Origin of the sequence: Rhodococcus sp. Q1, assembly GCF_004153645.1 — a bacterium.
GTDB classification, from domain to species: Bacteria; Actinomycetota; Actinomycetes; order Mycobacteriales; family Mycobacteriaceae; genus Rhodococcus; species Rhodococcus gordoniae.
Genome location: NZ_SDMJ01000007.1, coordinates 96,459 through 121,036, shown reverse-complemented (window position 1 = coordinate 121,036; position 24,578 = coordinate 96,459). Strand labels below are relative to the sequence as shown.

At 68.9% G+C, this 24,578-nt stretch carries 22 protein-coding genes; 9 read left to right on the top strand and 13 right to left on the bottom strand.

The features are described 5' to 3' along the window. Positions 1 to 39: 39 nt before the first annotated feature. The 4 genes from EQ874_RS19165 to EQ874_RS19150 all read left to right on the top strand — a co-directional run bounded on the left by EQ874_RS19165 (position 40) and on the right by EQ874_RS19150 (position 4,430). Entirely contained in the window at positions 40 to 1,332 is a 1,293-nt protein-coding gene (locus EQ874_RS19165; RefSeq protein WP_129977772.1) for an aminotransferase class I/II-fold pyridoxal phosphate-dependent enzyme, read from the top strand. 380 nt (positions 1,333 to 1,712) lie between these two features. Further along, positions 1,713 to 3,062, top strand: coding sequence for a hypothetical protein (locus EQ874_RS19160; RefSeq protein WP_242496817.1), 1,350 nt, complete (start codon positions 1,713 to 1,715; stop codon positions 3,060 to 3,062). A gap of 22 nt (positions 3,063 to 3,084) precedes the next feature. Further along, entirely contained in the window at positions 3,085 to 3,657 is a 573-nt protein-coding gene (locus EQ874_RS19155; protein WP_129977771.1) for an HhH-GPD-type base excision DNA repair protein, read from the top strand. Positions 3,658 to 3,713: 56 nt separating this feature from the next. Further along, positions 3,714 to 4,430 carry a trypsin-like peptidase domain-containing protein gene (locus tag EQ874_RS19150; protein WP_242496816.1) on the top strand — a complete coding sequence of 239 codons (717 nt, stop codon included), beginning with the start codon at positions 3,714 to 3,716 and terminating at the stop codon, positions 4,428 to 4,430. Positions 4,431 to 4,451: 21 nt separating this feature from the next. On the opposite strand, the gene EQ874_RS19145 is transcribed toward EQ874_RS19150, so the two are convergent. From EQ874_RS19145 to EQ874_RS19135, 3 genes are read right to left on the bottom strand one after another with little or no spacing between them, the layout of a single operon-like run. Further along, the gene (locus EQ874_RS19145; protein ID WP_129977769.1) at positions 4,452 to 5,558 is read right to left on the bottom strand and encodes an LLM class flavin-dependent oxidoreductase; all 1,107 of its coding nucleotides are present in this window, start codon (positions 5,556 to 5,558) and stop codon (positions 4,452 to 4,454) included. Next, positions 5,558 to 6,403: a hydroxyethylthiazole kinase gene (gene thiM / locus EQ874_RS19140; RefSeq protein WP_129977768.1), complete on the bottom strand. Its 846-nt coding sequence runs from the start codon at positions 6,401 to 6,403 to the stop codon at positions 5,558 to 5,560. The genes EQ874_RS19145 and thiM overlap by 1 nt, the downstream gene beginning before the upstream one ends. Positions 6,404 to 6,460: 57 nt before the next feature. Further along, positions 6,461 to 7,357: a rhodanese-like domain-containing protein gene (locus EQ874_RS19135; protein ID WP_129977767.1), complete on the bottom strand. Its 897-nt coding sequence runs from the start codon at positions 7,355 to 7,357 to the stop codon at positions 6,461 to 6,463. Between the two features lie 125 nt (positions 7,358 to 7,482). Here EQ874_RS19135 and EQ874_RS19130 point away from each other — a divergent pair, with 125 nt between their 5' ends. Beyond that, entirely contained in the window at positions 7,483 to 8,172 is a 690-nt protein-coding gene (locus tag EQ874_RS19130; RefSeq protein ID WP_016932250.1) for a GntR family transcriptional regulator, read from the top strand. A gap of 190 nt (positions 8,173 to 8,362) precedes the next feature. Then, on the top strand, positions 8,363 to 10,630 hold the full coding sequence (locus EQ874_RS19125) for a DNA polymerase III subunit gamma and tau (RefSeq protein ID WP_129977766.1): 2,268 nt from the start codon (positions 8,363 to 8,365) through the stop codon (positions 10,628 to 10,630). A gap of 33 nt (positions 10,631 to 10,663) precedes the next feature. Here the strand turns inward: EQ874_RS19125 and EQ874_RS19120 are convergent, their stop codons facing one another. Next, complete coding sequence (locus EQ874_RS19120) at positions 10,664 to 11,542, bottom strand: PDDEXK nuclease domain-containing protein (protein WP_242496815.1); 879 nt, start codon at positions 11,540 to 11,542, stop codon at positions 10,664 to 10,666. A 130-nt stretch (positions 11,543 to 11,672) separates the two neighbouring features. On the opposite strand from EQ874_RS19120, the gene EQ874_RS19115 reads away from it, so the two are divergent. After that, entirely contained in the window at positions 11,673 to 12,248 is a 576-nt protein-coding gene (locus EQ874_RS19115; protein WP_129977765.1) for a DUF2231 domain-containing protein, read from the top strand. Positions 12,249 to 12,346: 98 nt separating this feature from the next. Here the strand turns inward: EQ874_RS19115 and EQ874_RS19110 are convergent, their stop codons facing one another. The 8 genes from EQ874_RS19110 to EQ874_RS19075 all read right to left on the bottom strand — a co-directional run bounded on the left by EQ874_RS19110 (position 12,347) and on the right by EQ874_RS19075 (position 19,219). Then, entirely contained in the window at positions 12,347 to 12,778 is a 432-nt protein-coding gene (locus EQ874_RS19110; protein ID WP_242496814.1) for a RidA family protein, read from the bottom strand. Between the two features lie 97 nt (positions 12,779 to 12,875). Beyond that, positions 12,876 to 14,474 (bottom strand): gamma-glutamyltransferase, encoded by a 1,599-nt coding sequence (locus tag EQ874_RS19105; RefSeq protein ID WP_129977764.1) that lies wholly within the window; start codon positions 14,472 to 14,474, stop codon positions 12,876 to 12,878. Continuing rightward, positions 14,471 to 14,827, bottom strand: coding sequence for a non-heme iron oxygenase ferredoxin subunit (locus tag EQ874_RS19100; protein WP_129977763.1), 357 nt, complete (start codon positions 14,825 to 14,827; stop codon positions 14,471 to 14,473). Before EQ874_RS19100 ends, EQ874_RS19105 begins: the two co-directional genes overlap by 4 nt. 37 nt (positions 14,828 to 14,864) lie before the next feature. Next, positions 14,865 to 16,319, bottom strand: a complete 1,455-nt coding sequence (locus EQ874_RS19095; protein WP_129977762.1) for an aldehyde dehydrogenase family protein — start codon at positions 16,317 to 16,319, stop codon at positions 14,865 to 14,867. Beyond that, a complete protein-coding gene (locus tag EQ874_RS19090) occupies positions 16,316 to 17,542 on the bottom strand; it encodes an FAD-dependent oxidoreductase (RefSeq protein ID WP_129977761.1) in 1,227 nt (408 codons plus the stop codon). Before EQ874_RS19090 ends, EQ874_RS19095 begins: the two co-directional genes overlap by 4 nt. Continuing rightward, positions 17,539 to 17,925 carry a Rieske 2Fe-2S domain-containing protein gene (locus EQ874_RS19085; RefSeq protein WP_064062904.1) on the bottom strand — a complete coding sequence of 129 codons (387 nt, stop codon included), beginning with the start codon at positions 17,923 to 17,925 and terminating at the stop codon, positions 17,539 to 17,541. The genes EQ874_RS19090 and EQ874_RS19085 overlap by 4 nt, the downstream gene beginning before the upstream one ends. An 84-nt stretch (positions 17,926 to 18,009) precedes the next feature. Continuing rightward, complete coding sequence (locus tag EQ874_RS19080; RefSeq protein WP_006552489.1) at positions 18,010 to 18,729, bottom strand: iron-containing redox enzyme family protein; 720 nt, start codon at positions 18,727 to 18,729, stop codon at positions 18,010 to 18,012. A gap of 40 nt (positions 18,730 to 18,769) precedes the next feature. Further along, positions 18,770 to 19,219 carry a heme-binding protein gene (locus EQ874_RS19075; protein WP_006552488.1) on the bottom strand — a complete coding sequence of 150 codons (450 nt, stop codon included), beginning with the start codon at positions 19,217 to 19,219 and terminating at the stop codon, positions 18,770 to 18,772. Between the two features lie 328 nt (positions 19,220 to 19,547). Between EQ874_RS19075 and EQ874_RS19070 the strand changes: the two genes are divergently transcribed. Beyond that, positions 19,548 to 21,200: a helix-turn-helix domain-containing protein gene (locus EQ874_RS19070; protein WP_129977760.1), complete on the top strand. Its 1,653-nt coding sequence runs from the start codon at positions 19,548 to 19,550 to the stop codon at positions 21,198 to 21,200. Here the strand turns inward: EQ874_RS19070 and EQ874_RS19065 are convergent. After that, positions 21,187 to 22,656 carry an MFS transporter gene (locus EQ874_RS19065; protein ID WP_129977759.1) on the bottom strand — a complete coding sequence of 490 codons (1,470 nt, stop codon included), beginning with the start codon at positions 22,654 to 22,656 and terminating at the stop codon, positions 21,187 to 21,189. The two genes, EQ874_RS19070 and EQ874_RS19065, sit on opposite strands and share 14 nt — an antisense overlap. A 327-nt stretch (positions 22,657 to 22,983) precedes the next feature. Here EQ874_RS19065 and EQ874_RS19060 point away from each other — a divergent pair, with 327 nt between their 5' ends. Next, positions 22,984 to 24,570: a hypothetical protein gene (locus tag EQ874_RS19060; RefSeq protein WP_129977758.1), complete on the top strand. Its 1,587-nt coding sequence runs from the start codon at positions 22,984 to 22,986 to the stop codon at positions 24,568 to 24,570. The last annotated feature ends 8 nt before the right edge of the window (positions 24,571 to 24,578 follow it).

Here is a 24,578-nt window from a genome sequence, read left to right as displayed (position 1 = left end):
GATGCCCGTGTCGCCGTGCACGGTGAAAGGTCCCTCCGCATGCCTACGCAGACCCAGTTCGGGTTGATGAGCCATGAGGAACTCGTTGCAGAGCACGAGCGCCAGTCCGCCAACTACGAACGGTTGAAGTCGGAGAAGCTGACGCTGGACCTGACCCGCGGCAAGCCCTCGCCCGAGCAGCTCGACCTCTCCGCAAGGTTGCTGTCGCTGCCGGGTGCCGACGATTTCCGCGACGGTAACGGCACCGACACCCGTAACTACGGTGGTCTGACGGGCCTGCCCGAGCTCCGCGCGATCTTCGCCGAGTTGCTGAACATCCCCGCCGAGAACCTCATCGCGGGCAACAACGCGAGCCTCGAGATCATGCACGATCTCGTCGTCTGGTCGTTGCTGCACGGCACGGTCGACTCGCCGCGCCCGTGGTCGCAGGAGTCGGTCGTCAAGTTCCTGTGCCCGGCACCCGGCTACGACCGGCACTTCGCGATCACCGAGTCGCTCGGCATCGAGATGATCCCCGTGCCGCTGCGCGAGGACGGCCCCGACGTGCGGTTCGTCGCCGATCTCGTCGCGAACGATCCACAGATCAAGGGCATGTGGACGGTGCCCACCTACTCGAATCCGACCGGAGCGGTGTACTCCGAGGAGGTCGCCCGCGAGCTGGTGTCGATGCCGGCGGCCGCTCCCGACTTCCGGATCTTCTGGGACAACGCCTACGCGGTGCATCCGCTCACCGAGCACCTCGCGCCCGCGATCGACATCCTCGGCCTGGCCGCGCAGGCCGGTCACCCCAATCGCGTGTTCGCGCTGGCGTCCACCTCGAAGATCACCTTCGCCGGCGCAGGCGTGAGTTTCTTCGGCAGCTCCACCGAGAACCTCGCCTGGTACCAGAAGTACCTGGGCATCAAGTCCATCGGCCCCGACAAGGTCAACCAGCTGCGCCACCTGCGCTTCTTCCGCGACGCCGAGGGTGTGCGCGCACACATGGCGAAGCACCGCGAGATCCTCGCGCCGAAGTTCGCGCTGGTCCGCCGCGTCCTGGAGGAACGCCTGGGTGCGTCGAAGGTCGCGTCGTGGACCGAGCCCGAGGGTGGATACTTCATCAGCCTCGACGTCGTCGAGGGCACGGCAGCCCGTGTCATCGCCCTGGCGAAGGAAGCGGGGATCGCGCTGACGGGTGCCGGCTCGGCGTTCCCGTACAAGAAGGACCCCGAGAACAAGAACATCCGTCTCGCGCCGAGCTTCCCTTCGCTCGGTGAGCTGGAGAAGGCCATGGACGGTGTCGCGACCTGCGTGCTGCTCGCCGCAGCAGAGAAGGCGCTCGCCGGTAAGTAGTGCGCCGACAGGCCCGCAACGCGAGGACGAGGCTCGCAACACCAGCAGTGACTGCCGGTGTTGCGAGCCTCTTTTCTGTGTTGCGTACCTCCCCGGCTGCAGAGTCTGTGAGTTTGTTCCCAGCCTGTGGATAAAGTTGTGGACAACACGTGGATGGGCGGTGGACAACCCCGAACCACCCTGTTCGGAGCGTTTTCGGGACCCGGCGTCACACCGACTTGCTTTCCCCTCCCGACCTGACATACTCGCGGGTCAGGGTCGCCGCATACCGTGCGGCGGGTTCGGAAGTGGTGAGTGTGATGGAAAACCGCGCGCTCGTGGATTCCGGAGTCGGCGTATCGGCCGTCGGATCTGTCACGGGGTGTGTCGGCGTACTGAAGGTGTTCCTCCTGGCGCTCGACATCGAGGCGGCGCCCGAGACGCCGCCGCGAGTTCCGCCCGTCGAGAAGATGGAGCCCTTCCTTCCCGCACGCATCGCCGATCACCCCGATACCGACCACGGTGTGCGTCCGCCGTGCCTGCTCGCCTTCCGGCACATCGTCGACCCGGCACGGCCGGTCGTCTCGTTCGGCGCGTCGACGGGTTCGCTGCGGGAGGCCCCGGATGCGACCCGGCCGTATGTGGGTCACCCCGCGACGTGCGTGTCGCTGTGGGACGTTCCGGGTCACGGCCTCGTGCTGGCGCTGGAATCGCTGACGGACAACGGCTCCCCGCTGATCGACTGGCGGAGCGACCCGCTGCAGGACCGCGACGGAGCCGGTCTGCGTCCCGTGCTCGGCGAGTTCCTCGCACCCTTCGAGCTGACGGCCGACGATTGCCTGAACGATGTGTTCCCGGGTCTGAACAGGCGGTTGTGCGCGCCGACGACGTTCCGTCCCCTCCACGAACTCGTCGTCCACCGCCACCGGGGAGTAGGTGATCGGGAGGTCGTCGAGGGGATGGTCGTGGAAGTGCTCTCCAGCGGTGGCGAGCGCGTCCGTTCTCTCGTCGACGGACCGCGTATCGGTCCGGAGGCCCGCGCCGCGGCACGGTCCTGGGGTGTGCTGTGGGGATGGGACCGCGTGCCGCTGGTGGACCGGCCCGTTCAGCCGGGCGCCGCCCTCGCGGTGCGGGAGGATTCCGGTGCGGTGCTGTTCGACCTCGAGGCCACCTCTCTCGGCAGCGACTATGTCGGGCACGGCACTCGCGAGATGATCTACGGGCTCATCCCGTGGGTGGCGGTGCGAGCGCGGGCCTCGGCCGATTACTGGACGATCATGGACCGTCTGCGCCACCCCGACGGGCTCCGCGGGGATCGGCTGGCCACCGTTCTCGACGACATCGCGATCATGCAGGCCCGCCGGATGGACCGCCTTCTCCTGCGCAAGGAATCGCTCCACGACGACCGGTTCCACTCGTGGACGCACCCCACCCAGCTGCGCGCCCTCATGGCCGGCCGGGTCGCCGCCGAGATGGCGGAACTCGACGCGGAGCTGTCCGAGATCGTGGAAGTCGTCGAGCACGCGTTGCTGCACAGTGCGGAGCTGCGCGGGGCGAGGCACACCCGCCTCGCCCAGGGGTGGTCCGCGGCCGCGTCGGTCATCGCCGTCGTGGCGTTGTTCGCTGCGCTGGCCGCCGTTCCGGCAACGTCGCAACCGACTCTCTTCCCGCACTGGTTGCATGCGCTGACCACATCGATCGCCCTCACCCTGGGCATCGTGATCGCGGTGGTCGTGTGGCGCCGGCCCTGACGCGCAGGGCATGATCGTCGTCATGTCATCGACGCTGAACCTGGTCGGAGATCCCGACGCCGACGCACTGCTGGCCGAGGATCCGCTGGCCCTTCTCATCGGCATGCTGCTCGACCAGCAGGTGCCGATGGAGGTCGCGTTCGCGGGACCGAAGAAGCTCGCCGACCGTCTCGGTGGTCTCGACGTGCACCGCATCGCGTCGACGGATCCCGACGAGTTCGTCGCGGTGTGTGCGCAGCAACCGGCCGTACACCGGTTCCCCACGTCGATGGGTCAGCGGATCCAGGCGCTGTGCGCGGCGATCGTCGAGGACTACGACGGCGACGCCGCAGCATTGTGGACGTCCGGCCACCCGGACGGCAAGGAAGTTCTGCGGAGGCTGAAGAAGCTGCCGGGTTACGGCGACCAGAAGGCACGCATCTTCCTGGCACTGCTCGGCAAGCAGATCGGCGTGCGGCCCGAAGGGTGGCGGGAAGCTGCCGGCGACTACGGGCACGAGGGCGCGCGCCGGTCGATCGCCGACGTCGTCGACGAGCAGTCGTTGCGTGAGGTGCGCGAGTTCAAGAAGTCGATGAAGGCTGCGAAGAAGTCGTGAGACGCGCATTCACAGTATGTTGTGCCGCTGCCGCATTCGCTTCCGGAGCGTCGGGCGTGGCTTCGGCGGGCGGGGGAGACGACCGGGTCGTCCTCCGGCCCGGCGACGGGATCTCGTTCTCGCCGGAGCCGACACCGGGCTGGTGTTCGGTCGCGGCGGTCGGGCACGACGACGCGGGTCGTCTGGTCGCCATCACGGCGGGGCACTGCTATCGAACGGGATCGTCGCCGATCTGGAAGGTCGACGAACAGCATCGAGGTGCCATCGGTGCCGAAACGGATGTCGCGAGTACGGGTTCGATCGATCCGCTCGGATTCCCCACCGACGAGATCGCCGACTACGCGGTGGTCGTCCTCGACGAGACCCGCGTACGGGGGTCGAACACGTCGGCGCCGAACGACCGCGGAGAACGTGTGGTGCTCGAGTCGGTGGCGGCGTTCGACGAGGGCGAGCTGCCGGTCGGGACACACTGCGCGGCAGGGCGAAGCACGTCGGTGGCCTGCGCGACCGGCGAGGTGCGGGTGGACGAGAACCTGATGTCGTCGCCGTTGCTCATGCGACCGGGCGACTCCGGGGGTCCGCTCGTACGTGCCGAGACGGGTGAGTGGCTGGGACTGTCCGTGGGATACCGGTTCCCGCCGACCCGGGTCTCCGGCGACCGGCAGGTTCCCGATACGAGATTCGCCGCCTACCAGCGGGCCGACCGGATCCTCGCCGAGATCGACGCGCGCGACGGGATCGGGTCGGGGTTCCGTCTCGTCGACACCCCCTGACCGATCCCGCCGGCGTTACCGTCAGAGCTTCTCGAAACGCGGAATCAGGTGCTCCGCAACGTTCTTCGCTTCGTCGATGAGCGGCCATCCGGCGAGGATCAGGGAGGTCGGTCCGGTCGCGTCGCGCAGGGTGCGCACGTGGCCGGTGATCTCGTCCGGGTCGCCGACGTAGTAGACCGCCGACGAACCCGTGGCAAAGATGTCCAGCGGTGACCACGCGGTGATGCCCGCGTAGAGGCCGTCGCCGAGATACAGGTCCTCGGGTTCGGGCAGCGTGCCGGCGTTGATGGAGTCGACCCAGCCCTGCCGCTGCGCGTCGCGCGCGGTGAAGGTCTTCAGGTCCTGCTTGCCGTGGGTGCGGCGGCGGACCGCCTTGTCGAGCACGTCCTGGATCTGCTCGATGCCGGCCTTCTCGAACAGCGACCGGAACCGCTCGATCGCTTCGTCCCGGCTCGGGCGCACGATCACACCGGACAGTGCGCCGAAGTCGGTGTACTCGCGTCCCTCCGCAGCAGCGGATTCGCGGGCAGCGGTGAACTTCTGCGTGACGAACGAGGTCTCACGCAGCATGATCAGATAGGCGTCGAGGATCTTGCCGGCGTTCTGCAGGCCGGCGGGGGAGTCGCCCGTGCCCCACAGTGGCACCGAACGGTCGGCCGGCGCGTCGATACGCAACGGGGTGTTCGGGAAGTTCGACTCGGTGCCCTCGGCGTAGATCCGGCGGAATTCGTCCCAGTACTTCTCGCCGAGCTCGTACCGCCGGTCGTGCTCGACGTTCATGTCGTACTTGGTGAGGATGTTCTCCCGGCCGTTGACCGAGTTGATCATCAGGCGGCCACCGCTGAACGCGTCGAAGGTCAGGGCCTTCTCGGCGAGCAGTCGCGCGGGCATCATGTTCGCGTAGATCGCGACGAGGAACTTCATCCGGCTGGTGTGCGCGGCCGCCCACGTCGCCGAGATGAACGGATCGTTCGGCCAGGTGGCGACGAGCGCGCCCTCGAAGCCGCCGTCGTCGATGGTCTTCGCGAGTTCGATCTGCCGCTGCCCGTCCACCGGGTACAACCCGCCGGGGCTCCAGGGGTAGTCGCCGTCGGCCTGGGTGAGATACCAGAAGGTATTGACAGGCATTACTTCGTGTCCTTCGAGGGGAGTTCGAACGGCTCGACGCGGGCGCGGGCGCGCACCGTGTCGGCGTCCACGGTGAACAGGGCGTCGAGGTAGGCGACGGCGAACGAGCCTGGGCCGGTGGAGTTCCCCTCGGCGATCTCGGAAGCCACCGCGACGTGCGTGTGTGCTGCCGCGAGGCCGGCGAGCGGGGTCTCCGCGACCGCGAGGTAGGCGGCGACGAGACCACCGAGAGAGCATCCCGTGGAGGTCACGCGCGGCAGCATCGCGCTGCCGCCGGCGATGCGTAGCCCGACGATCGAGCCTTCGCGGTCGCGGCCGACGAGATGGTCGACGGGACCGGAGGCCGACACGGCGTCGGCGTGATCGAGCAGGGTCAGGGCGGCGGGCACGGCGGCAGCGGCCTCGTCGGCGCTGTCGACGCCGCGCGTGTCGCCACCCAGACCGGCCAGCGCGATGATCTCGGAGGCGTTGCCGCGGATCGCGGTGGGACGGAACTTCAGCAGGTCGGCGGCGAGCGAGGTGCGCCACGCGAGTCCGCCCACACCGACGGGGTCGAGGACCCAGGGGGTGCCGGCTTCGTGCGCCGCCTCGGCCGCGCGGGTGAAGGCCACCGAGGTCTCGTCGAAGGGCGTGCCGAGGTTGACGAGCACTCCACCGGCGATGCGTGCAAAATCGCCTGCCTCATGGGCATTGTCGATGTGCGCGTTGCTGGCGCCCGCGGCGAGCAGCACGTTGGTGAGGAAGTTGGCCGAGACGATGTTGGTCAGCGAGTGTACGAGCGGAGTCCGCGCGCGCAGAGCGTCGAGGGTGGCGGCGAGATCGTCGATGGTGGGGATCGTGGTCACGGAAGATCCTGTCGGGGGAGGGGAGAGGACGAAGCGGTCAGGATCGCGGACATCGCATCATGCGCCGCCCTTCTCTTCTCCGAGGGTCCGCATGGGGAGGGCGGGGTCGGCCGTCCACTCCTCGAGCGAGCCGTCGTAGACGGCGACGTCGTCGTGTCCCGTCCGTACCAGGGCGAGCGCCAGCAGGCAGGCCGAGACGCCGCCACCGCAGTACAGGATCAGCGGCCGGGACGTGTCGGTGAGCACCTGCTCGGTCAGCTCGCCGATCCGATCGGTGCTCCGCAGGATCCCGTCGGTGAGCAGGCTCTTGGCCGGCAGGTTCCGGCTCCCGTCGATGTGCCCGCGGCGTGCGTAACGGGTGGTGGCGGTGCCCGCGAACTGCGCGGCGTCGAGCGCGCAGACGAGGGTGCCCGGTGCGTCGCCGGACACCACGGCGAGCACGTCGTCGCGGTCGCGCCACAGGCCGCGGTCGGTCCGCGCGGTCCGAGGCGTGGCGGGGTGGCGTTCGGCGGCGTCGCCGGCCTCCACAGGCAGGTCGAGTGCGGTCCAGCGGGCGAAGCCGCCGTCGAGGACGCGGGCGGAGACGCCGATGTTGCGCAGCATCCACCACAGCCGGGACGCCCAGGTCATGCCACCGTCGTCGTAGACGACGAGGTCGGCCTCGGGGGCCACGCCGAGTTCGGCCAGGGCTGCCGCGAGGGCGTCCGGAGTGGGACGGGTGAAGTGCAGGTCGGGGTCCGGGGCGCTGAATCCACCGAGCAGGTCGGCGTGCAGGGACCCGGGGATGTGTGCGGCGCGCCAGGTCGCGTAGCCGGATTCCGGCCGGTAGTCGCCGTCGAATCGGGGCTTCGGAAAGGTGACCGTGGCGTGCAGGACGGTGTATGCACCGGGATCGTTCGAGAGCTCGTCGGCGCTGATCAGCACCTGCTCGTCTCGAAAACTCGCCTGGGTCACGCGTTCGGTCCTCTCGTCGTGTTCGCCCGACCGACGCTAAACGACGGATAGCGTATACGCAAGTATTCGCACGTTGACAGTGGCATAATCGGCGCACGTAACCGGCATGCCTACGGAGGGTGTAGATGACCGAGCAGGACGCGACGGCCGAGCTGGAGAGCTCACTTCTCGTCGAACCGCCCACCGGGCGCGACGACCAGACCTCCAGGCAGTACCTGCGCCTGCGCTCGGACATCCTCGCCGGGAAGTTCCCGCGCGGCGCCGCTCTGCACGAGACCCAGCTCAGCGAGACCTACGGGGCCTCCCGCACCCCCATCCGCGAGGCGCTCAACTGGCTCGCGCACGACGGTCTGCTCGAACGGGCGAGCCGCGGCTTCCGGGTGCGTTCCGGTACTCCCGAGGACGTCATCGAGATCTATGCGGCGCGCGTCGCGCTCGAATCCGAGGCGGCCGGCGCCGCGGCGGTCCGGCACACCGATCTCGACATGGCCCGGCTCGAGCGGCTGCACGATTCGTGCTGCTCCGCCACCGACGATGCCGCGGTGCGCATCGGGAACTTCCGGTTCCACGAGGCGCTGTGGCAGGCCGCGCACAACACGACGATCACGACGTTGCTCGTGCGACTGACCACCCAGCTGCGGATCTACGACTCCGGGCCGCCGTCCAACTACGGCGAACCCGATCTGCTCAACCGGGAGCACGCGCAGATCCTCGGCGCGTTGCGGGCGCGGAACGAGTCCGCGGCCCGTGAGCACATGCGTGCTCATCTCGAGCGCAGCCGCGAGCAGCGCATCCGCCTCTTCGCTCGCGGCTGAGCCCGCCCTCCTTCTCGACCGTGACGACTCCTTCGTCCTCGAGCTCGGGGATCGTCAGGGTGGATCGTGCCCGGGCCGGGGCGTCAGGCGCGATGGATCTCGGTATACGCCCGACGCAGGAGTGGTCTCGGCCACAGAGGGCGGCGGACCGACCTCCGTGCGTGTCGGCCGCCGCCGGTACGCTCGGCGCGTGGCTCTGTACCGGAAGTATCGACCTGCGACCTTCGCGGAGGTGGTGGGGCAGGAGCACGTCACCGTGCCCATCAGCACGGCGCTCGACACAGGCCGCATCAACCACGCCTACCTGTTCTCGGGTCCTCGTGGATGCGGCAAGACGTCCTCGGCCCGTATCCTCGCCCGCTCGCTCAACTGCGAGACGGGCCCCACCTCGACGCCCTGCGGTACGTGCCGGTCGTGCGTGTCGCTCGGGCCGGGTGGCGGCGGCAATCTCGACGTCACCGAACTCGATGCCGCGAGCCACGGCGGTGTCGACGACACCCGCGAACTCCGCGACCGCGCCTTCTACGCTCCCGCCGAGTCGCGCTACCGCATCTTCATCATCGACGAGGCGCACATGGTCACCACGCAGGGCTTCAATGCCCTGCTCAAGATCGTGGAAGAGCCGCCGGAGCACCTGATCTTCGTCTTCGCGACCACCGAGCCCGAGAAAGTGCTGCCGACCATCCGGTCGCGCACGCACCACTACCCGTTCCGGCTGCTCGCCCCCACCGCGATGCGGGGGCTGCTCGAACAGATCTGCGGCCAGGAGAACATTCCGGTCGAGGATGCGGTCTACCCGCTGGTCATCCGCGCCGGTGGCGGATCCCCCCGCGACTCGCTGTCGGTGATGGACCAGCTCCTCGCCGGCGCCGGACCCGAAGGCGTCACCTACGACCGCGCCCTGTCGCTGCTCGGCGTCACCGACGTCGCGCTCATCGACGAGGCCGTCGATTCGCTCGCGGCCGGTGACGGCGCGGGGCTGTTCGGCACCGTCGAGAAGGTCATGGACGCCGGACACGACCCGCGTCGCTTCGCCGTCGACCTGCTCGAACGCCTCCGCGACCTCATTCTCATGAAGTCGGTGCCCGATGCCGCCGAGCGTGGGCTCGTCGACGCACCCGGCGACGTCCTCGAGCGGATGCGCGACGAAGCGACCCGTCTGGGTCCGGCCACCCTCACGCGCTACGCCGAGATCGTGCACGCCGGGCTCGGCGAGATGCGTGGGGCGACGTCGCCGCGACTGCTGCTCGAGGTGATGTGTGCGCGCATGCTGCTCCCCGCGGCATCCGATGCGGAAACCGCTGTGCTGCAACGGATCGAACGTCTCGAACAGGGTATCGTCGCGCCTCCGGCCGGAGATGCTGCACCGAGGCCCGTGTCCGCCCCTGCCACACCGCCCCTCTCGCCCGACGAGCCCGCAGCGCGTTTCCAGCGACCCTCCCAGCGCCGGGTGAGCGAGGTGCCGCCTGCCGCGCCGCCTCGCGAGGCCACTCGGCCGCAACCGGAAGCCTCTGTCCAGCAGACCCCTGTCCAGCAGACCCCTGTCCAGCAGGCCCCCGCCCCGCAGGCACCGATGCAGCCTGAACCGGCCCAGTCGGTATCTGCCCCGACGCCGCCTCCCGCTGCGGTGCCGCCTCCCGTCGTTCCGGAGGTGTCGCAGCCGCAGAGTGTGCCCGACGAGGGTGTCGGGCAGGAGATTCCGTCGCCCGCGCCCGCGCCTGCACCCGAGATCGAGGAGCCGGTTGCTCCCGAACCCGAGCCCGAACCTGTCCGCGCGACCAGCGGTCCCGATGCAGCCCAGATGCGGGGCGTGTGGTCGGAGGTGCGCGCGAAGGTCCGCGAACGGAGCCGCACCGTCGAGGTGATGCTCTCGGGCGCCACCGTGCGCTCGGTCGACGGCACGCGCGTCGTGCTCGTGCACGACTCCGCTCCGCTCGCGAAGCGACTCGCCGACCCGCGCAACGCTGCAGTCATCGCCGATGCGCTGCACGAGGTCTTCGGTGGGGAGTTCGAGGTCACCTGCGTACACGGTTCGGCTGCGGAGGCGCCCGTCAGAACCCAGGCGCCCGAGAAGAATTCGCGCCCCGCAGGTCAGCCCCGTTTCTCCCGGCCGAGTCAGGCGAAGAACGCCGCGCCGGCTGTGCCCGCCGAAGCCTCCGCCGCACCGCAGCGGCCGGTGGCCACCGCTTCCGCTTCCGCAGCCCCGACCTTCACACGTCCGTCCGTCGAGAACATCGACGACATCCCGCCGCCCGAAGCCCCCGATCTCCCCGACGATCCGGGGCCGGGCTACGACGCGCCGCCGCCCGACCCGTCGCAGATGACGGAGGCGGACGTCGAGGAGATGTTCGCCGAGGCCGCCACACCCGGCGATCCGTCGACGCGTCGCGATCCGGAGGAAGTCGCCATCGAACTGCTCAAGGACGTACTGGGAGCGAAACCGCTCGACGAGAAATAGTCGTACCGCGTCCGGAGCTGCCGACGAACGGTGTCAGCTCTGCGGATCGTCTCCGTCGGTGCGGTCCGGCGTGAGCTTGTCCCAGGTCGCATCGACCGCGTCGGCGAACTCGCTGTCGGTAGGCACGAGTTCGCGGATGGGCTCGAACCGGCCGATCTTCGGCTCGACCACCACGAAGCGCGACTGAATCCAGTTGAAGAAGAGCAGGTCGATGTAGAAGTCGTCGTGGTCGACGGTGAAGTGGTACTGGCGGCCGACGAACGCGAACCCGTGCCCCAGTTCGAGGAGTACCTGTTCGAGACGTGTCATCAGTGCCGCTTCGAGTTCTCGTTCCGCGGCCCGCTCGTCGAGATCGAGGAAATCGAAGATGTACGGGTCGCGGACGAGTTGCTGTGCGAGGTCGGAGTCCTGTGGAGGAAGATGGTCCGGAAAATTCGACGGTGCGGCACCTACACGGCGATGTAACTGCCCGGCGATCTGATGGGCCAGAACGTGACGCGACCACCCGTGTTCTGCTGCGCGAGCTGCGTACCAGTCGCGAAGCTCTCGGTTGTCGAGCTTGTCGAGAAGGACCGTCACATGTCCCCATGGCAATTGTGCAACAGGCTGTTGCACTGTTTCCTGGGGCCAGGCGTCCGCGAAGGACCGCATGTAGAAGAGATTGCGGCGCGAGAGACCGCGCATGTGTGGAAACTCGGAGCGCAGGTCCCTGGCCAGTTGGTCGACGACCTTCGATCCCCAGCCGTGTACACGTTGACGCTCGAGAAGGGAGTGCCCGAGCGTCCAATACAGGATCAGCAGTTCGGTATTCGCGGCGCGTGTAGCCCGTAGACGCGCTCGACGAACCTGTGCTTCGAGTTCGTCCAGGAATTGCGGATAGTCCTCGGGAAGCCCGACGGTCTTTTCGGTCACGGCCGCATGGTGCCCTCGGGATACGACAGAAATACGAATGCCGCTCTCGTCATGGCCGGCGATCGAAGGGTGCCGTCGCATCGCGGTCACCCGGCGATTCGTATCTGCTGCCGGCGGGTATCGCCCCATCATGAACCTGCACGAACTCCTGCGCACCGTCGAATCCTTCGACGCTGTGGATCGGCCCGCCGAGCGCATCGCGCAGCGCATACGGCGAGTCCTCGACGGTTCCGTCGTCGACGACCTGCTCCGAGGTTCCTGGCTCGGACACCCCGTCCATCCCCTCCTCGTCACCGTCCCGATCGGATCGTGGATCTCCGCTGCCGTGTTGGATGCGCTGTCCGGTCAGCGGGACGCGTCCCGGAAACTCGTCGCCCTCGGACTGGCCGCGGCCGTTCCGACCGTGATCACCGGATACGCCGACTTCTCCACCCTCGATGTTCCCCAGCGCAGGGTCGGCGCGGTGCATGCTGTGTCCAATGCGATCGGGGCGATCTGCATGGCGACGTCCTATCGCGCGCGTCGCGCGCGGCACGACCGGACGGGGACGGTGTGGACCCTGGTCGGTCTCGGCGCCGTAAGTGTCGGCGGCGCGCTCGGCGGTCACCTCTCCTACGCCCAGGGCGGGGGAGTGTATCGGTGGCAGCGACCGTCCGAGAGTGTCGATCTCGCAGCCGAACTCGAGGACATCGGCGCGAAGAGGTGAGCGCTCGTCGCCGAGGTGGACCACCCACAGTCGAGGCTCGCAACCCTGATGGCCGACCACCGGGGTTGTGAGCTTCGTTTCCCGGTTGTGGCCTCCGTCTATCCGCACACGGCGGTCAGTGCGATCTCGAGCGGCGCTCCACCGGGCAGGGTGTGGACGCCGACGGCGGTGCGTGCCGGTAGTGCGGCGACACCGAGTTCGCGTTCGATCACGTTCGACGCGCCGTCCGCGACCACCGACAGGTCGGTGAACCCGGGCGCGGTCGCGACGTAGACGACCATCTCGACCGGCCGGAACGGTGTGCCCTCCGGCAGCGCCGCACGGATCGCCGCCAGCGCGTTGCCCACCGCGACGATCGCGGCGGCACGTGCCTCGTCGACGGTGACCTCCGCGCCGACCCGCCCGGTGAGTATCAGTTCGCCGTCGCGCCGGGGCGTCATGCCCGCCGTGCGGACGGTGTCGCCGGCCAGTACGGCGGGGACGTACCGGCCCTGCGGACGCGGTGCGACAGCAGCAATATCAGAGGACACCCGTTGCGGAGCACTGTCAGAGGACACCCGTTGCGGAGCACTGTCAGAGGACACCCGTTGCGGAGCACTGCCAGAGGACACCCGTTGCGGAGCACTGTCAGAGGACACCGAGCGCCACCCCCTCCTGTCGTGGATCGCTGCCGCCGGACAGCACTCCGCGGTCGTCGATCGAGATCACCTGTGCGCTTCCGTCGGCGCCCAGTGGTTCGAGCATCTCCACCCGGTGACCGAGCCGGCGCAGTTCGTCGCACACACCGTCGGCGACGTCGCCTTCGATCCGCAACGCGGTCGGTTCGCCGAGCACGTCGGCGTCCGATCCGGGGAAGACGGTGAAGCGCGGCGCCGAGACCGCCTCCTGGGGATCGAGACCGTGATCGAGCAGGTGCGACAGCAACTGCATGTTCCACTGCACCTGACCGTCGCCGCCGGGGGTGTTGCCGACGTGCCGCAGCTCGCCCGCCGAGTCGGTGACGATCCACGCGTTGAGTGTGTGCAGGGGCTTGCGGCGCGGTGCAACCTCGTTGGGGTGACCGTCGATCAGGTAGGCACCGCGACCGAGCCGGTTGTTGAGCACGATGCCGGTGCCGGGCACGGTGAGTTTCGCGCCGAAGGTGAACGCCAGCGAATGGATGAACGACACCGCCCGCCCGTCGGCGTCCACGGCGACGAACGACGTCGTGTCCCCGGCGGCGACCGCGAACGCCCCGGCCGGTGCACGCTCGTCGATCCGTGCGCGACCCGCTGCGATATTCGCGGGGTCGAGCACCCGCGCGACCCCGTCGTTGTCCGACGAACACCAGCGGAGTCTGTCCTCGAAGGCGAGGGTGGCCGCGCGGGCCATCCGGTCGATCGATGCCGCCCCGAGCACGGGATGCGTGCCGAGTGCGCCGTCGCACAGGGCGGCCTGGTGCAGCACCATCCATCCCGGCGTCGGGAGCGGGGTCTGGTGCACGACGTGCCCCGCATAGGTGGCGGTGAGCGGTGCTTCCGCGTCCACTGTCGCCCCGGCCTGCCATTCGTCGCCGGTGAACGGTGCTCCGCCCCCCTGCAGCGTAGCCATACAGCGTTCGGCGAGCGCGCCGGTGTAGAACGATCCCGGATCGTCGGCGAGAGCACGGATGGTGCGGGCCAGATCCGGTTGCGGCAGTATGTCGCCGACGCGCGGGAAACGGTCGCCCGGGGTGTACACCGAGGTGAGTCCGGCGTCGCCGCGGATCGCATGGAGAGCGGTCTGCACATCGGTCCGGGTCTTCGCCGAGCAGGGCAGGCCGCTTCCGGCGAGACGGGCGGCCGGTGCCCACAGTTCGGGCAGCGACCTGCTCGCTCCCCGCCGGTGCAGTGCGGCCAGCGCGGCGGGCGCACCGGGCACGGCGACGGCGAGCGCCCCGTCGAGCGGGATCGCGCCGAGTCCGTGTTCCCGGTAGAAATCCGGTGTGCCGCCGTCGGGTCCGTAACCACTGCCGTTGACCGTCCACACCGATCCGTCCGGTTCGCGCACCACGGCGAAGGCGTCGCCACCGATGCCGCATTGCCCGGGCAGGGTCAGCCACGTGACCGCCGCCATCGCCAGGGCCGCGTCGACGGCGTTACCACCGTCTTCGAGCACGCGGACCCCGGCCCGACTCGCGAGCGGATGACTCGACGCGACCATGCCCCCGGTAGCGAGCGTCGCCGGTCGTACAGCGCGCCGGGTCATGCCGACCGCATCCTGCGTCGGCGCGGTCCTTCCGGCGGCTCGGCGGGGTCGATCCCGACGAAGATCTCCCCGTCGCGCTCCTCGCACGGATAGGTCTTGATCGGCTCGGTGGCCGGAGGGCAGATCGGCTCACCGGTTGCGAGGTCGAACGCGCTTCCGTGGCAGGAGCACCCGATGCCGTCCTGGACGAGCTTGCCGGACGAGAGCAGGCAGTCGAGATGCGAGCAGTAGTTGGATGTCGCGTACGCCTTGCCGTCGAGCCGGGAGACGGCGAACTCGTAGTCGTCGGCGTAGAACCGGCGGACGATGCCTTCGGGCACCTGCCCGGATCGGGCCACTCGTTTGAACTCCATGGTCTTTCCTCCAGGCATGTGTAGGGGTGTTCGCCGGTCAGGCGTCGGGGGCGAGGTAGACGGTCTTCTCGGATTGGTAGAACTGCATGAGCGTGGGGCCGGCCTGTTCCTTGAAGGTCTGCGTGCTCGACTGCTTGTAACCGCCGAACGGTGCGTTCATGGCCATTCCCGTGGTGGGCTGGTTGACCTTCACGAGTCCGGTCCTCGATCCGGCGACGAATCGCTGGGCGTCCGAGAGGCTCCGGGTGACGACGGAGGCGCTGAGCCCGAAGGCGGTGTCGTTCGCCAGGACGAGGGCTTCGTCGAAGGAACCGGCGCGCTGGAAGGCCAGCACGGGTCCGAAGATCTCGTCGGTGAGCAGGCGCATCCCCGGTGCGGTGTCCGCGAACACTGTGGGCCGCACGAAGAATCCGTCTCGCAGCGCATCGTCGTCGCATCGCGCGCCACCGCACACGAGCCGTGCGCCTTCGTCCGTGCCGATGGTGACGTACTCGAGGAACTTGTCGAGCTGACCGCGACTCGCGAGCGGGCCGAGGTCGACGGCGGCACCCGAACCCGGTCCCACCCGCAGGGCGCGGGTGCGTTCGGCGACCTTCTCGAGCAACTCGTCGTGGATTGCGTCGACGGCGACGACACGGCTGGTGCCGGTGCACGCCTGGCCCGACAATCCGAAGGCGCCCTTGACGATCAGTGCGGCTGCGGCGTCGAGGTCGGCGTCGGCCAGCACGACGACGGGGTTCTTGCCGCCCATCTCCAGCTGCACGCGCCGGTCGGGGCCGACGCTGCGGTGGATGGCGCGTCCGACCTCGGTGGAGCCGGTGAAGGTCACGGCCGCGACCCGTTCGTCGCCGGACACGGCCGCGCCTGCCTTGCCGTCGCCCTGGACGAGTGCGATTGCGCCGGGCGGCAGACCACCGGCGAGCAGGGCCTCGACGAGTCGCTGCCCCATCAGCGGGGTGATCTCGGACGGCTTGAACAGCACCGTGTTGCCGGCGGCGAGCGCCGGCCCGAGCTTGCGGGAGGGGATGTTGAGCGGGAAGTTCCACGGTGTGATGGCACCGACGATCCCGATCGGTTCGCGCACGGTGTAGATCGTCGTGGATCCGGGGGCCGGGAAGGTCGCACCGGTGGCGCGCAGCGCTTCACCCGCGTAGAAGCGCAGGTTCATGGGGGTGCGGCTCACCTCCATCGACGCTTCGGTGCGGGTCTTGCCCTCCTCGCGGATCAGTTCGTCGACGAGTTCGGCCGAGCGCGCGGCGAGGTGGTCGGCGGCCGCTTCGAGGATCGCGGCGCGGCGTTCCGGCGGGGTGGCGGCCCATTCGGGCGCGGCCTTGTCGAGTGCGCCGACGGCGTTGCGGACGTCGACGCTGTCGGAATCCGGGAAGGTGCCGATCAGATCGGTCTCGTCGGCCGGGTTGCGGCGTTCGAAGACCGCTCCGGAGGCCGCCGGTACCCAGTTGCCGTCGATGTGGTTCAGGCCGGTGATCGTCATGCGGGCTCGACCTCCTCGTACATCTCCCACAGATCGGTGTCCTCGTCGGCGAGCAGCGCCGCGTCCACTCGGCGTCCGACGAGTTCGCGGGCCGCCATGATGTCCTCGCCGCGGTCCATCGCGAAGGCGGCGGTCAATACGTCTCCCGCGAGATAGAAGACGGAGAACTCTCCGCTGCCGGCATCACCTCGGACGACGAGTTCGGTTGTTCCGGAAGCCGATCCGGCGAACTGGATGTTGGTGTCGTATTGATCCGACCAGAACCAGTGCGGGTCGTCGGAGAGCGACTGCCGTCCGGCGATCGTGTCGGCGACCACCGCGGCCTGCCGGTTCGCGTTGTCGAAGTGCTCGACGCGGATGTGCCGGCCTTCCCGCGGTGAGAAGCGCTTCGCGACATCGCCTGCCGCGTAGATGTTCTCGACCGAGGTGCGTCCGGTGGCGTCGACCACGACCCCACCGTCGACGGTCAGTCCGCTCGCCGCCGCGATGTCGGTGTTGGGCACGATGCCGATACCGACCACCACGGCGTCGGCCTCGACGATCCCACCGGTGGTGGTCTCGATCCGTACGCCGCTGTCGGAGGTGGTCACCGAGGCGACACCCGTGCCGGTGCGCAGGTCGACGCCGTTGCGGCGGTGCAGATCGGCGCAGTGGCCGCCGACCCGCTCGCCGAGAATGCCTCCGAGCAGGTGTTCGGCCTGTTCGAGGACCGTCACCGTCACGCCGAGAGATCGTGCCGTCGCGGCGATCTCGAGTCCGATGAAGCCGCCACCGACGATTGCGAGACTCGACCCCGGGGTCAGGCGTGCCGCGAGGGCGGTCGCGTCGTCGACAGTGCGCAGGTAGTGGACGAGATCGGGACGGGATCCGGTGGTGGTGAGGGTGCGGGGGCGTCCGCCCGTCGCGAGAACGATCGCGTCGGCGGCGATCTCGCCGCCGTCGAACTCGACGGTGCGGGTCGCGGTGTCGATGCGCTGCACCGACACGCCCGTGCGGATGTCGATGTCGTTGGCGTCGAGCCATTTCCGGGTCAGCAGCGCGAGGGAGTCGACTCCTTCACGGCCCGCGAGGAATTCCTTCGACAGGGGCGGACGCTGGTAGGGGGCGTGCTGCTCGTCGCCGAGCAGCACGATCCGTCCGTCGAAGCCGCGGCGACGCAGGGTGCGTGCGGCGACGGCGGCGACCTGGCCGGCGCCCACGGTGACTACGGTGCGAACGGTCATGCCGTGCACTCCTTTCCGGATGCGGCCGGTGCCGGACGCGGGGTGGGGTCGACGAGGACGGTCTCGTCGCGCACGAGGACGGGATAGACCGGCTGGCAGAGGTCCTGGTCCTCTTCGTATCCGGTCTCGAGATCGAAGCGCCACTGGTGGCCCGGGCAGATGACCCGGCCGTGCAGGAGCGTGCCCTTCACGAGCGAGCGGTCCTGGTGGATGCACAGGTCGGCGAAGGCGTAGATGCGGTCGTTCGCATGGAACAGTGCGATCGCGAGGCCGGCGACCTCCACGCGGAGTTTGCGGCGGCGGGTCACCTCTTTCACCGTGGCGACGGCGACCCAGGCCGGGGACTCCGTTGCGGCATCGGTGCCGGTGGTCCCGCTGCCCATGATTTCGGTGGACATGCTTCTCCTTCGCTCGTGTGCGACATCGGGAGCGGAAGCCGCGAGCGACTTCCGCTCCCGCACATCGGATCAGGCGGACGCCAGCTCCAGATCGGGAGCGACGTACGTGTCGTACAGGCCCTTCGTGTACGAGAAGCGCATCTCCGCTCCCCAGCGGACGAGCTGCAGGCAGCGCTGCTGCAGCTGCGGGGTGTCGGCGCAGTCCAGGACGATCTGGTAGCCGCGCTCACCGTGCACCACATCGGAGGTGATGTGCAGGTCGAAGAACTCGATCTCGTCCTCGGTGAATCCGTACACCTCGCGCAGCGGGACGATCTGCTTCTTGTAGATGCTCGGCACCTGCGATTCGAGGCCGACGACCAGCGCCGCGGTGGCGACGACGAAGTGTTCGCGCTGGGACACCGCGTAGCACCACGCTTGCAGGCCGCGCGTCACGGCGTTCATGTTGTTCGGATCCTCGACGCGCTCCTTGGTGGTGCCGCACGCCTCGGCGAACTTGATGAGCAGGTCGGTGTGCCGGATGTCGGCCAGTTCCTCCTCGTACATGTTCTGGAGGGTGAAGTCCTTGGCGTCGGTGAAGTGATCGGGGGTGTTGGAGTAGATGTTCGCCAGGTAGTCGGCGAAGGGGCCGACGTAGTGGTAGTGGTTCTCGGCCCACCGGGCGAAGTGGTGCTTTTCGAGCTTGCCCTCGGCCCACGCCTTGCTGAACGAGGCGTTCTTGGCCTCGCGTCCCTTGATGGCGTCTTCGAGTGCGGCGCGGAATTCGTCGCGTCCGAGCAGTTCGGTCATGATGATGCCTTTCGGTGAGGAGGTCGTGCGGGGGATGCGATCAGGCGTTGATCGCGGAGGTCAGAGCTTCGAATTCGGCGATCATGGCGGCGCCGACCGCCTTGTCCTGCTCGCCGTTGCCGCCGCTGATGCCGACGGCGCCGACGATCTGCCCGTCGTAGACGAGGGGGAAGCCGCCGACGAAGATCGCGAACTTCCCGGGGAGCATGTGGCTGATGCCGAACGCTTCGTTGCCGGGGAGGGCGGGTCCGTTGGGGCCCTCGTTGAACAGGTGGGTGGCGCGCTCGTGCCCGGCGGCGGTGAACGCCTTCGCCATGGCGATCTCGACGCCGGTGAGGCGGGCGCCGGGAAGCCGGTGCAGAGCAATGACATTCGCGCTCTCGTCGCAGACACACAGGGTCTGCTTCACGCCGATCTCCTCGGCCTTCGCGCGGCCGGCGGCGAGCAGGGGGAGTGCGTCGTCGAGGGTGATGCGGTGGATTCGGTGCATGGGTGTCCACTTTCGAGGTCGGGTCGGAGAGTCGGACGATTCCTGGTCCGCGTCGGGATCCGGATGCGTCCCGCCGATGCCGCGTCGCTGAAGTGTCGGCGGGTGCCGGAGTGGTGAAGCGGTGCGTCCGGCGTGGCTCATTTCTAACAGGGCCGCGCGCCGATGGGGACGGTCAAGATCACCGTCGTTTTCGGAATTCGGTGTACACAGTGCACATGTGTCTGTGACCCACGACTCTGGTAACTGGTGTAGAAAGTGCACACCGCCACGGTGTCGGCGGGCCCACCCCCTCGCGGCCCGCAGATGCTCCCGAGGGAAGCAGGTCCCCATGGAATCGAGCCCGCGTCTGACTGTCCGAGGGCTGCTCGACGAACCGCTCATGGCGGGCGCCCGGGTCGTGGATCGGGAGGCCGATCTCGACCGGGCGCTCACCTGGGTGCTGCCGTTCGGCGAGGTCATCGGCCGATTCGACGATCTCGACGGTGTCGCCGTGTACATGCGGCCGGAGTCGCTCGCCGACAGCGCGCACGCTCTGTCCGCGCTTGCGGCCCGCGGCGCCGCGGCGCTGGTCGTCGACGGCGCGGCGCCCGCCGGAGTGTCCTGGCCGCCGGGATCGGTGGTGATCGAACTCGACCTGCCCGTGGGATTCGCGGCGCTCAACAGGTTGCTCGCCGAGCGGTCGCTGATGCAGGAAATGCACGTCATGCGCTATTCCGCGCACGTGCACTCGACGCTCGCCGGTCTGCTGCACCGCGGCGCGGGACTGACGTTGCTGGTCAAGGAGGTCTCCGCCCTCGCGCAGCATCCGGCGATCGCGCTCGACGCGCGTGGCCAGGCCGTCGCCTTCCATGGCGTGGATGCCGGCCGGGCGGACGAGATCTCGGAGATCCTGCTCGAGAAGTTGTCGGCGGTGACGGCAGCGGATCGTCACGCGCACCACGACACCCGCGTGCTGGAGGAGGTCGTCGGAGGCACGCCCTGGACGTGCACGGCGAGCACCATCCGGCTCGGCAAACGGTTCGAGGGCTGGGTGGTCGTTCTCGCCTCGGGGCCGTCGCCGGGACCGCACGAGCTGGCCCAGCACGCGGTCGTCACCGAACAGGCGACGGCGATCATCGGGTCGGAGATGCTGCGGCAACGCAGTGTCGACGAGGCCGAGGAACGGGCCCGCGGCGATTTCGTGCAGGCTCTGGTGCACGGCAGCTTCACCAGCCAGCACGACATGCAGGCCCGCGCCGAGTACCACGACATCGACCTCACCTCGACGTTCGCGGTCTTCGTCGCGCCCGGCTACGGGGAGAACCCGGCCGGTCCGGGTGGCGACGAATCCGGTGGACTGCTGCGGTTGGCCCGGTACGCGGCCAGCGTCCTGCCCCATCCGTCGGTGCGCTCGTACGTCACGGTGATCGGCGACGTCCTGGTCGTGGTGCGGTCGCTGCGCTACCGCGACCCGCGCGATGTCGAGCTCGAGATCGCCGAGTACGCCGACGCGGTCTCACAGGATCTGTCCCGCCGGCGCGTGCGCCCGGTACCCGTCGCCCACGGTGCTCCGGCCGTCGGGGCGGACCAGATCCGCGAGAGCTACCGGCAGGCCCGCGTGGCGCTCGGCATCGGGCAGCGGCTCGGGATGTCGGGTTCGGTGGCGTATCGCGATCTGCGGGGCTACGGCGTGCTCGAGTTGGTCGCCGAGACCGACCGGAGCCGCAGATTCGTCGGCGACGTGCTCGGCGCGCTCGAGCCCGGCACCGACCTCTACGACACGTTGTCGGCCTATCTCGCGGCCGGCGGGAACGTCAATGCGGCGGCGCGGGAGTTGTCGGTTCATCGCAACACGATGCTGTCGAAGCTCGACCGGATCTCCCGCGCGATGGCGATGGACGTCCGGATACCGGAGAACCAGTTCACGGCCTGGCTCGCCGTCCGGCTCGAGCTCCTCGACCGGCTGCGCACCTCGGTCGAGAACGAGATCAACTACCGCTGAGGGCTGTCGAATCGGAGACGGGTTCGGTGTCCTCCGGATCCGTCCCCAGGAACGAGGCGGCCAACCCCGCGCACACGACCACGGCGCACACCGCGAAGAGCGGGCCCACCGTCCACGAGCCGAGCGCGACGGTCACCCACGCCGCCCCCACGGCCGATCCGCCGAAACGGATCAGGTTGAACACGCCCAGCCCTGTCCCGCGCTCACCCGCCGGTGACCGGGTCGATCCTGCCGCTGCAGGGGTCTGCACGGCGGCGATGCCGGCACCGGTGATCGCCAGGACCGTCGCGACGAGCCACAGGCGTGGCTCGTCCGCCGAGAGGACGACGGCGAGCGCGACCTGACCGACGAGCAGCACCACCAGTCCCGCCCGCAACATCCGTCGTCCACCGACACGATCGACGGTGCGGCCGACCACCGGGGCGAGGGCCGCCATCACTGCGGGCAGCGCGAACAGGATCACCCCGGCCGTAGCCGTCGACGCGCCCGTCGCGTGCAACCGCAGCGGCACGGCCAGCAGGGCCGCACCCAGGCAGAACATCTGCGCGAAGGCGGCGGCCGCGCTCCGCGCGAACCGGCTCTCGACCAGCAGCCGGACGTCGACGAACGGTACGGTCGCGCGCAGGCAGTGCCCGACGAAACCGACGAGTACGACGATCGAGACCGCCAGCACGATTCCTGCCGCGGACGTGGGGATCCCCGCCTGTCCGAACATGCTCAGCCCCAGCACGACTCCGGCGGAACCGAGTGTCAGTGCGATCGCGCCGGGTACGTCGAGGGTCATCCGGCGGCCGGGGAAGATCGGGATCCAGCGCAGCGTTCCGGCGAGTCCGATCAGTGCAATCGGAATCATCGGGACGAAAACCCATCGCCAACCCCACTGTCCCGCAACGAAACCGCCGAGGGTGGGGCCGACGGCCTGGCCGAGTCCGTTCACGGTGGCCCACGCGCTCACCGCGCGTGCGCGTCGGTGTGCGCCGAACAGCCACGCGATCAGCCCCATGACGGCCGGTGCGAAGGCGGCGGCCGCGAGTCCACCGAGGGCGCGCCAGACCACGAGGATCTCGAGGGTCGGCGCCGTCGCCGCTCCGGCCGCGCAGATCGCGGTGCCGAGCAGTGCGCCGCAGTAGACGCGCCGGCGGCCGTATCGGTCGCCGATGTACCCCGCGAGGGGCATCGCCGCAGCGAAAGTGAGAAGGAAACCGACGGCCAGGAGCGCGCCGTCGTCGAGGCTTGCGTCGAAGTCGGAAAGAATCTGTGGCAGTGGGACATTGATGATGTTGTTGCTCAGTGTCCCGACGAGGGTCCCGGCGAGCAGGGCGGACAGGGCCGTAGGGGTGCCTGCATCCGTTTCGGTTGCCGGCGCTGCCGGTGTATCGGTGCGAGTGGTCATCGAACTCTCCGGAACCTCGGGAACGTGCGCGGCACGGTTCGTACCGTCGGACCACTGTCGCACTGCGCTACCGTCGGATGCATCGCCATCGCGGAGTCGAGATGCACATCGGATCCGGACGAGCCGGGGCAGGGTGCACATTCGGCGAGATCGCGAGACCGGCGCCGGGCTCGCGACACATGTTCGTAGCAATTTTTCACATGCGAGCGACTCGGCGTCACGAAATCGCAAAAGTGGAACACAGTGCACAGTTGGCGTGTCGGTCACTGTGCACCGTTCTCGTTGACCGAGCACGGGCGGTAGCGGAAAGTTCCCCCAATACATCGAGTGCCCATTCACCGTCCACGAACACAGCCCGACTCGTTCCACCCTCCTGTCGAAGGAAACGCCTTGGACGTACACCTCACCGCCGCGCACTGGGTCTACCTGGCCGGCATCCTCGTCATCCTGGCCACCATGGCCCTGCGGAAGAACATCGTCGTTCCTGCAGTCGTCGCAACCTTCCTGACCGCACTGACGTTCTCGGGCAGCATCGTCACGGGACTGTCGGCCATCTTCAACGCGAGCCTCGTCGCGGCGAAGGAACTGTTCAACATCTTCCTCATCATCGCGATGGTCACGGCCATGCTCGGCGCGCTGCGCCAGCTCGGCGCGGACCGGATGATGGTCGCGCCGTTCCGGCGCGTCATGCGCGCGGGCACCAGCAGCTTCCTCGTCCTCGCCGCCGTCACCTACGTGATCTCCCTGTTCTTCTGGCCCACCCCGGCCGTGCCCCTCGTCGGCGCAGTGCTCATCCCCGTCGCGATCCGCGCCGGCATGTCCCCGCTGTCGGTGGGCATGGTCATCGCGATCTGCGGTCAGGGCATGGCGTTGTCGTCGGACTACATCATCAAGGTCGCACCCGGTATCTCCGCGGCAGCCGCCGGCGTCGACGCCGACTCCGTCGCGGACAAGGCACTGGTCCTCTCCCTGATCGTGGGCGTCACGGCACTGCTCATCACCTACTTCGTCCAGAAGCGGCACTGGCGTGCACCGTCCGCCGACCTGCTCGTCGAATGGGAATCCGAAGCCGACAGCGGCATCGGTGACACCCGTGGCGGCGACGACTCCTCGGGTGGAGCAGGCGGCTCCCGTCCTCCGCGCCGGCCCGAACCGGCCGGCGGTCCCGGCGGGCCCGGTGGTGGCGGCGAGCAGGCAACGGCGGCCACGGCGGTGCTGGTGGCTCCGTCCGAGCCGGTCGCCGACCCCGCCGAGGCGGAGAAGGAGCGTCGCGGTACCGCGAAGGCGTTCGCGATGCTCGTGCCGCTGGCCTACCTCGCGTTCATCGTCTATCTGATGCTGGGCAAGTTCACCGAGGTCGTGCCGCCCCTGCAGGGTGGTGAGGCCGCCGCGATCGTGGGCGGGATCGCAGCCCTGATCCTGTTCGCTGCCGCAGCGTCGACCGACCGGGGAAGCTTCCTCGAGACCACCTCGGATCACCTCGTCGACGGTCTGGTCTTCGCATTCAAAGCCATGGGCTGTGTTCTTCCGATCGCCGGCTTCTTCTTCATCGGCAACCCGGAGTTCGCAGGCCCGATCCTCGGCCTGTCCACCGACGCCGCAGGCCCGGCAATCCTGTTCGACCTCGTGACCTCGGTGCAGGCACATCTGCCGCAGAACGCCTTCGTCACCTCGTTCGGAATTCTGCTCATCGGAGTGGTCGCGGGACTCGACGGTTCCGGATTCAGCGGACTGCCCCTCACCGGCGCGCTGTCGGGTGCTCTCGGCCCGGCCGTCGACGTCGACCCGTCGACGCTCGCGGCGATCGGTCAGATGGGCAACATCTGGTCGGGCGGCGGCGTCATCATCGCCTGGTCCTCGCTGGTCGCGGTGGCCGGTTTCGCCCGGGTGCCGGTGCTGGATCTCGCCCGCAAGTGCTTCCTGCCGGTGATGGCGGGGCTGATCCTCTCGACCGTCTTCGCAGTGTTGGTGCTCTGACGAAAGGC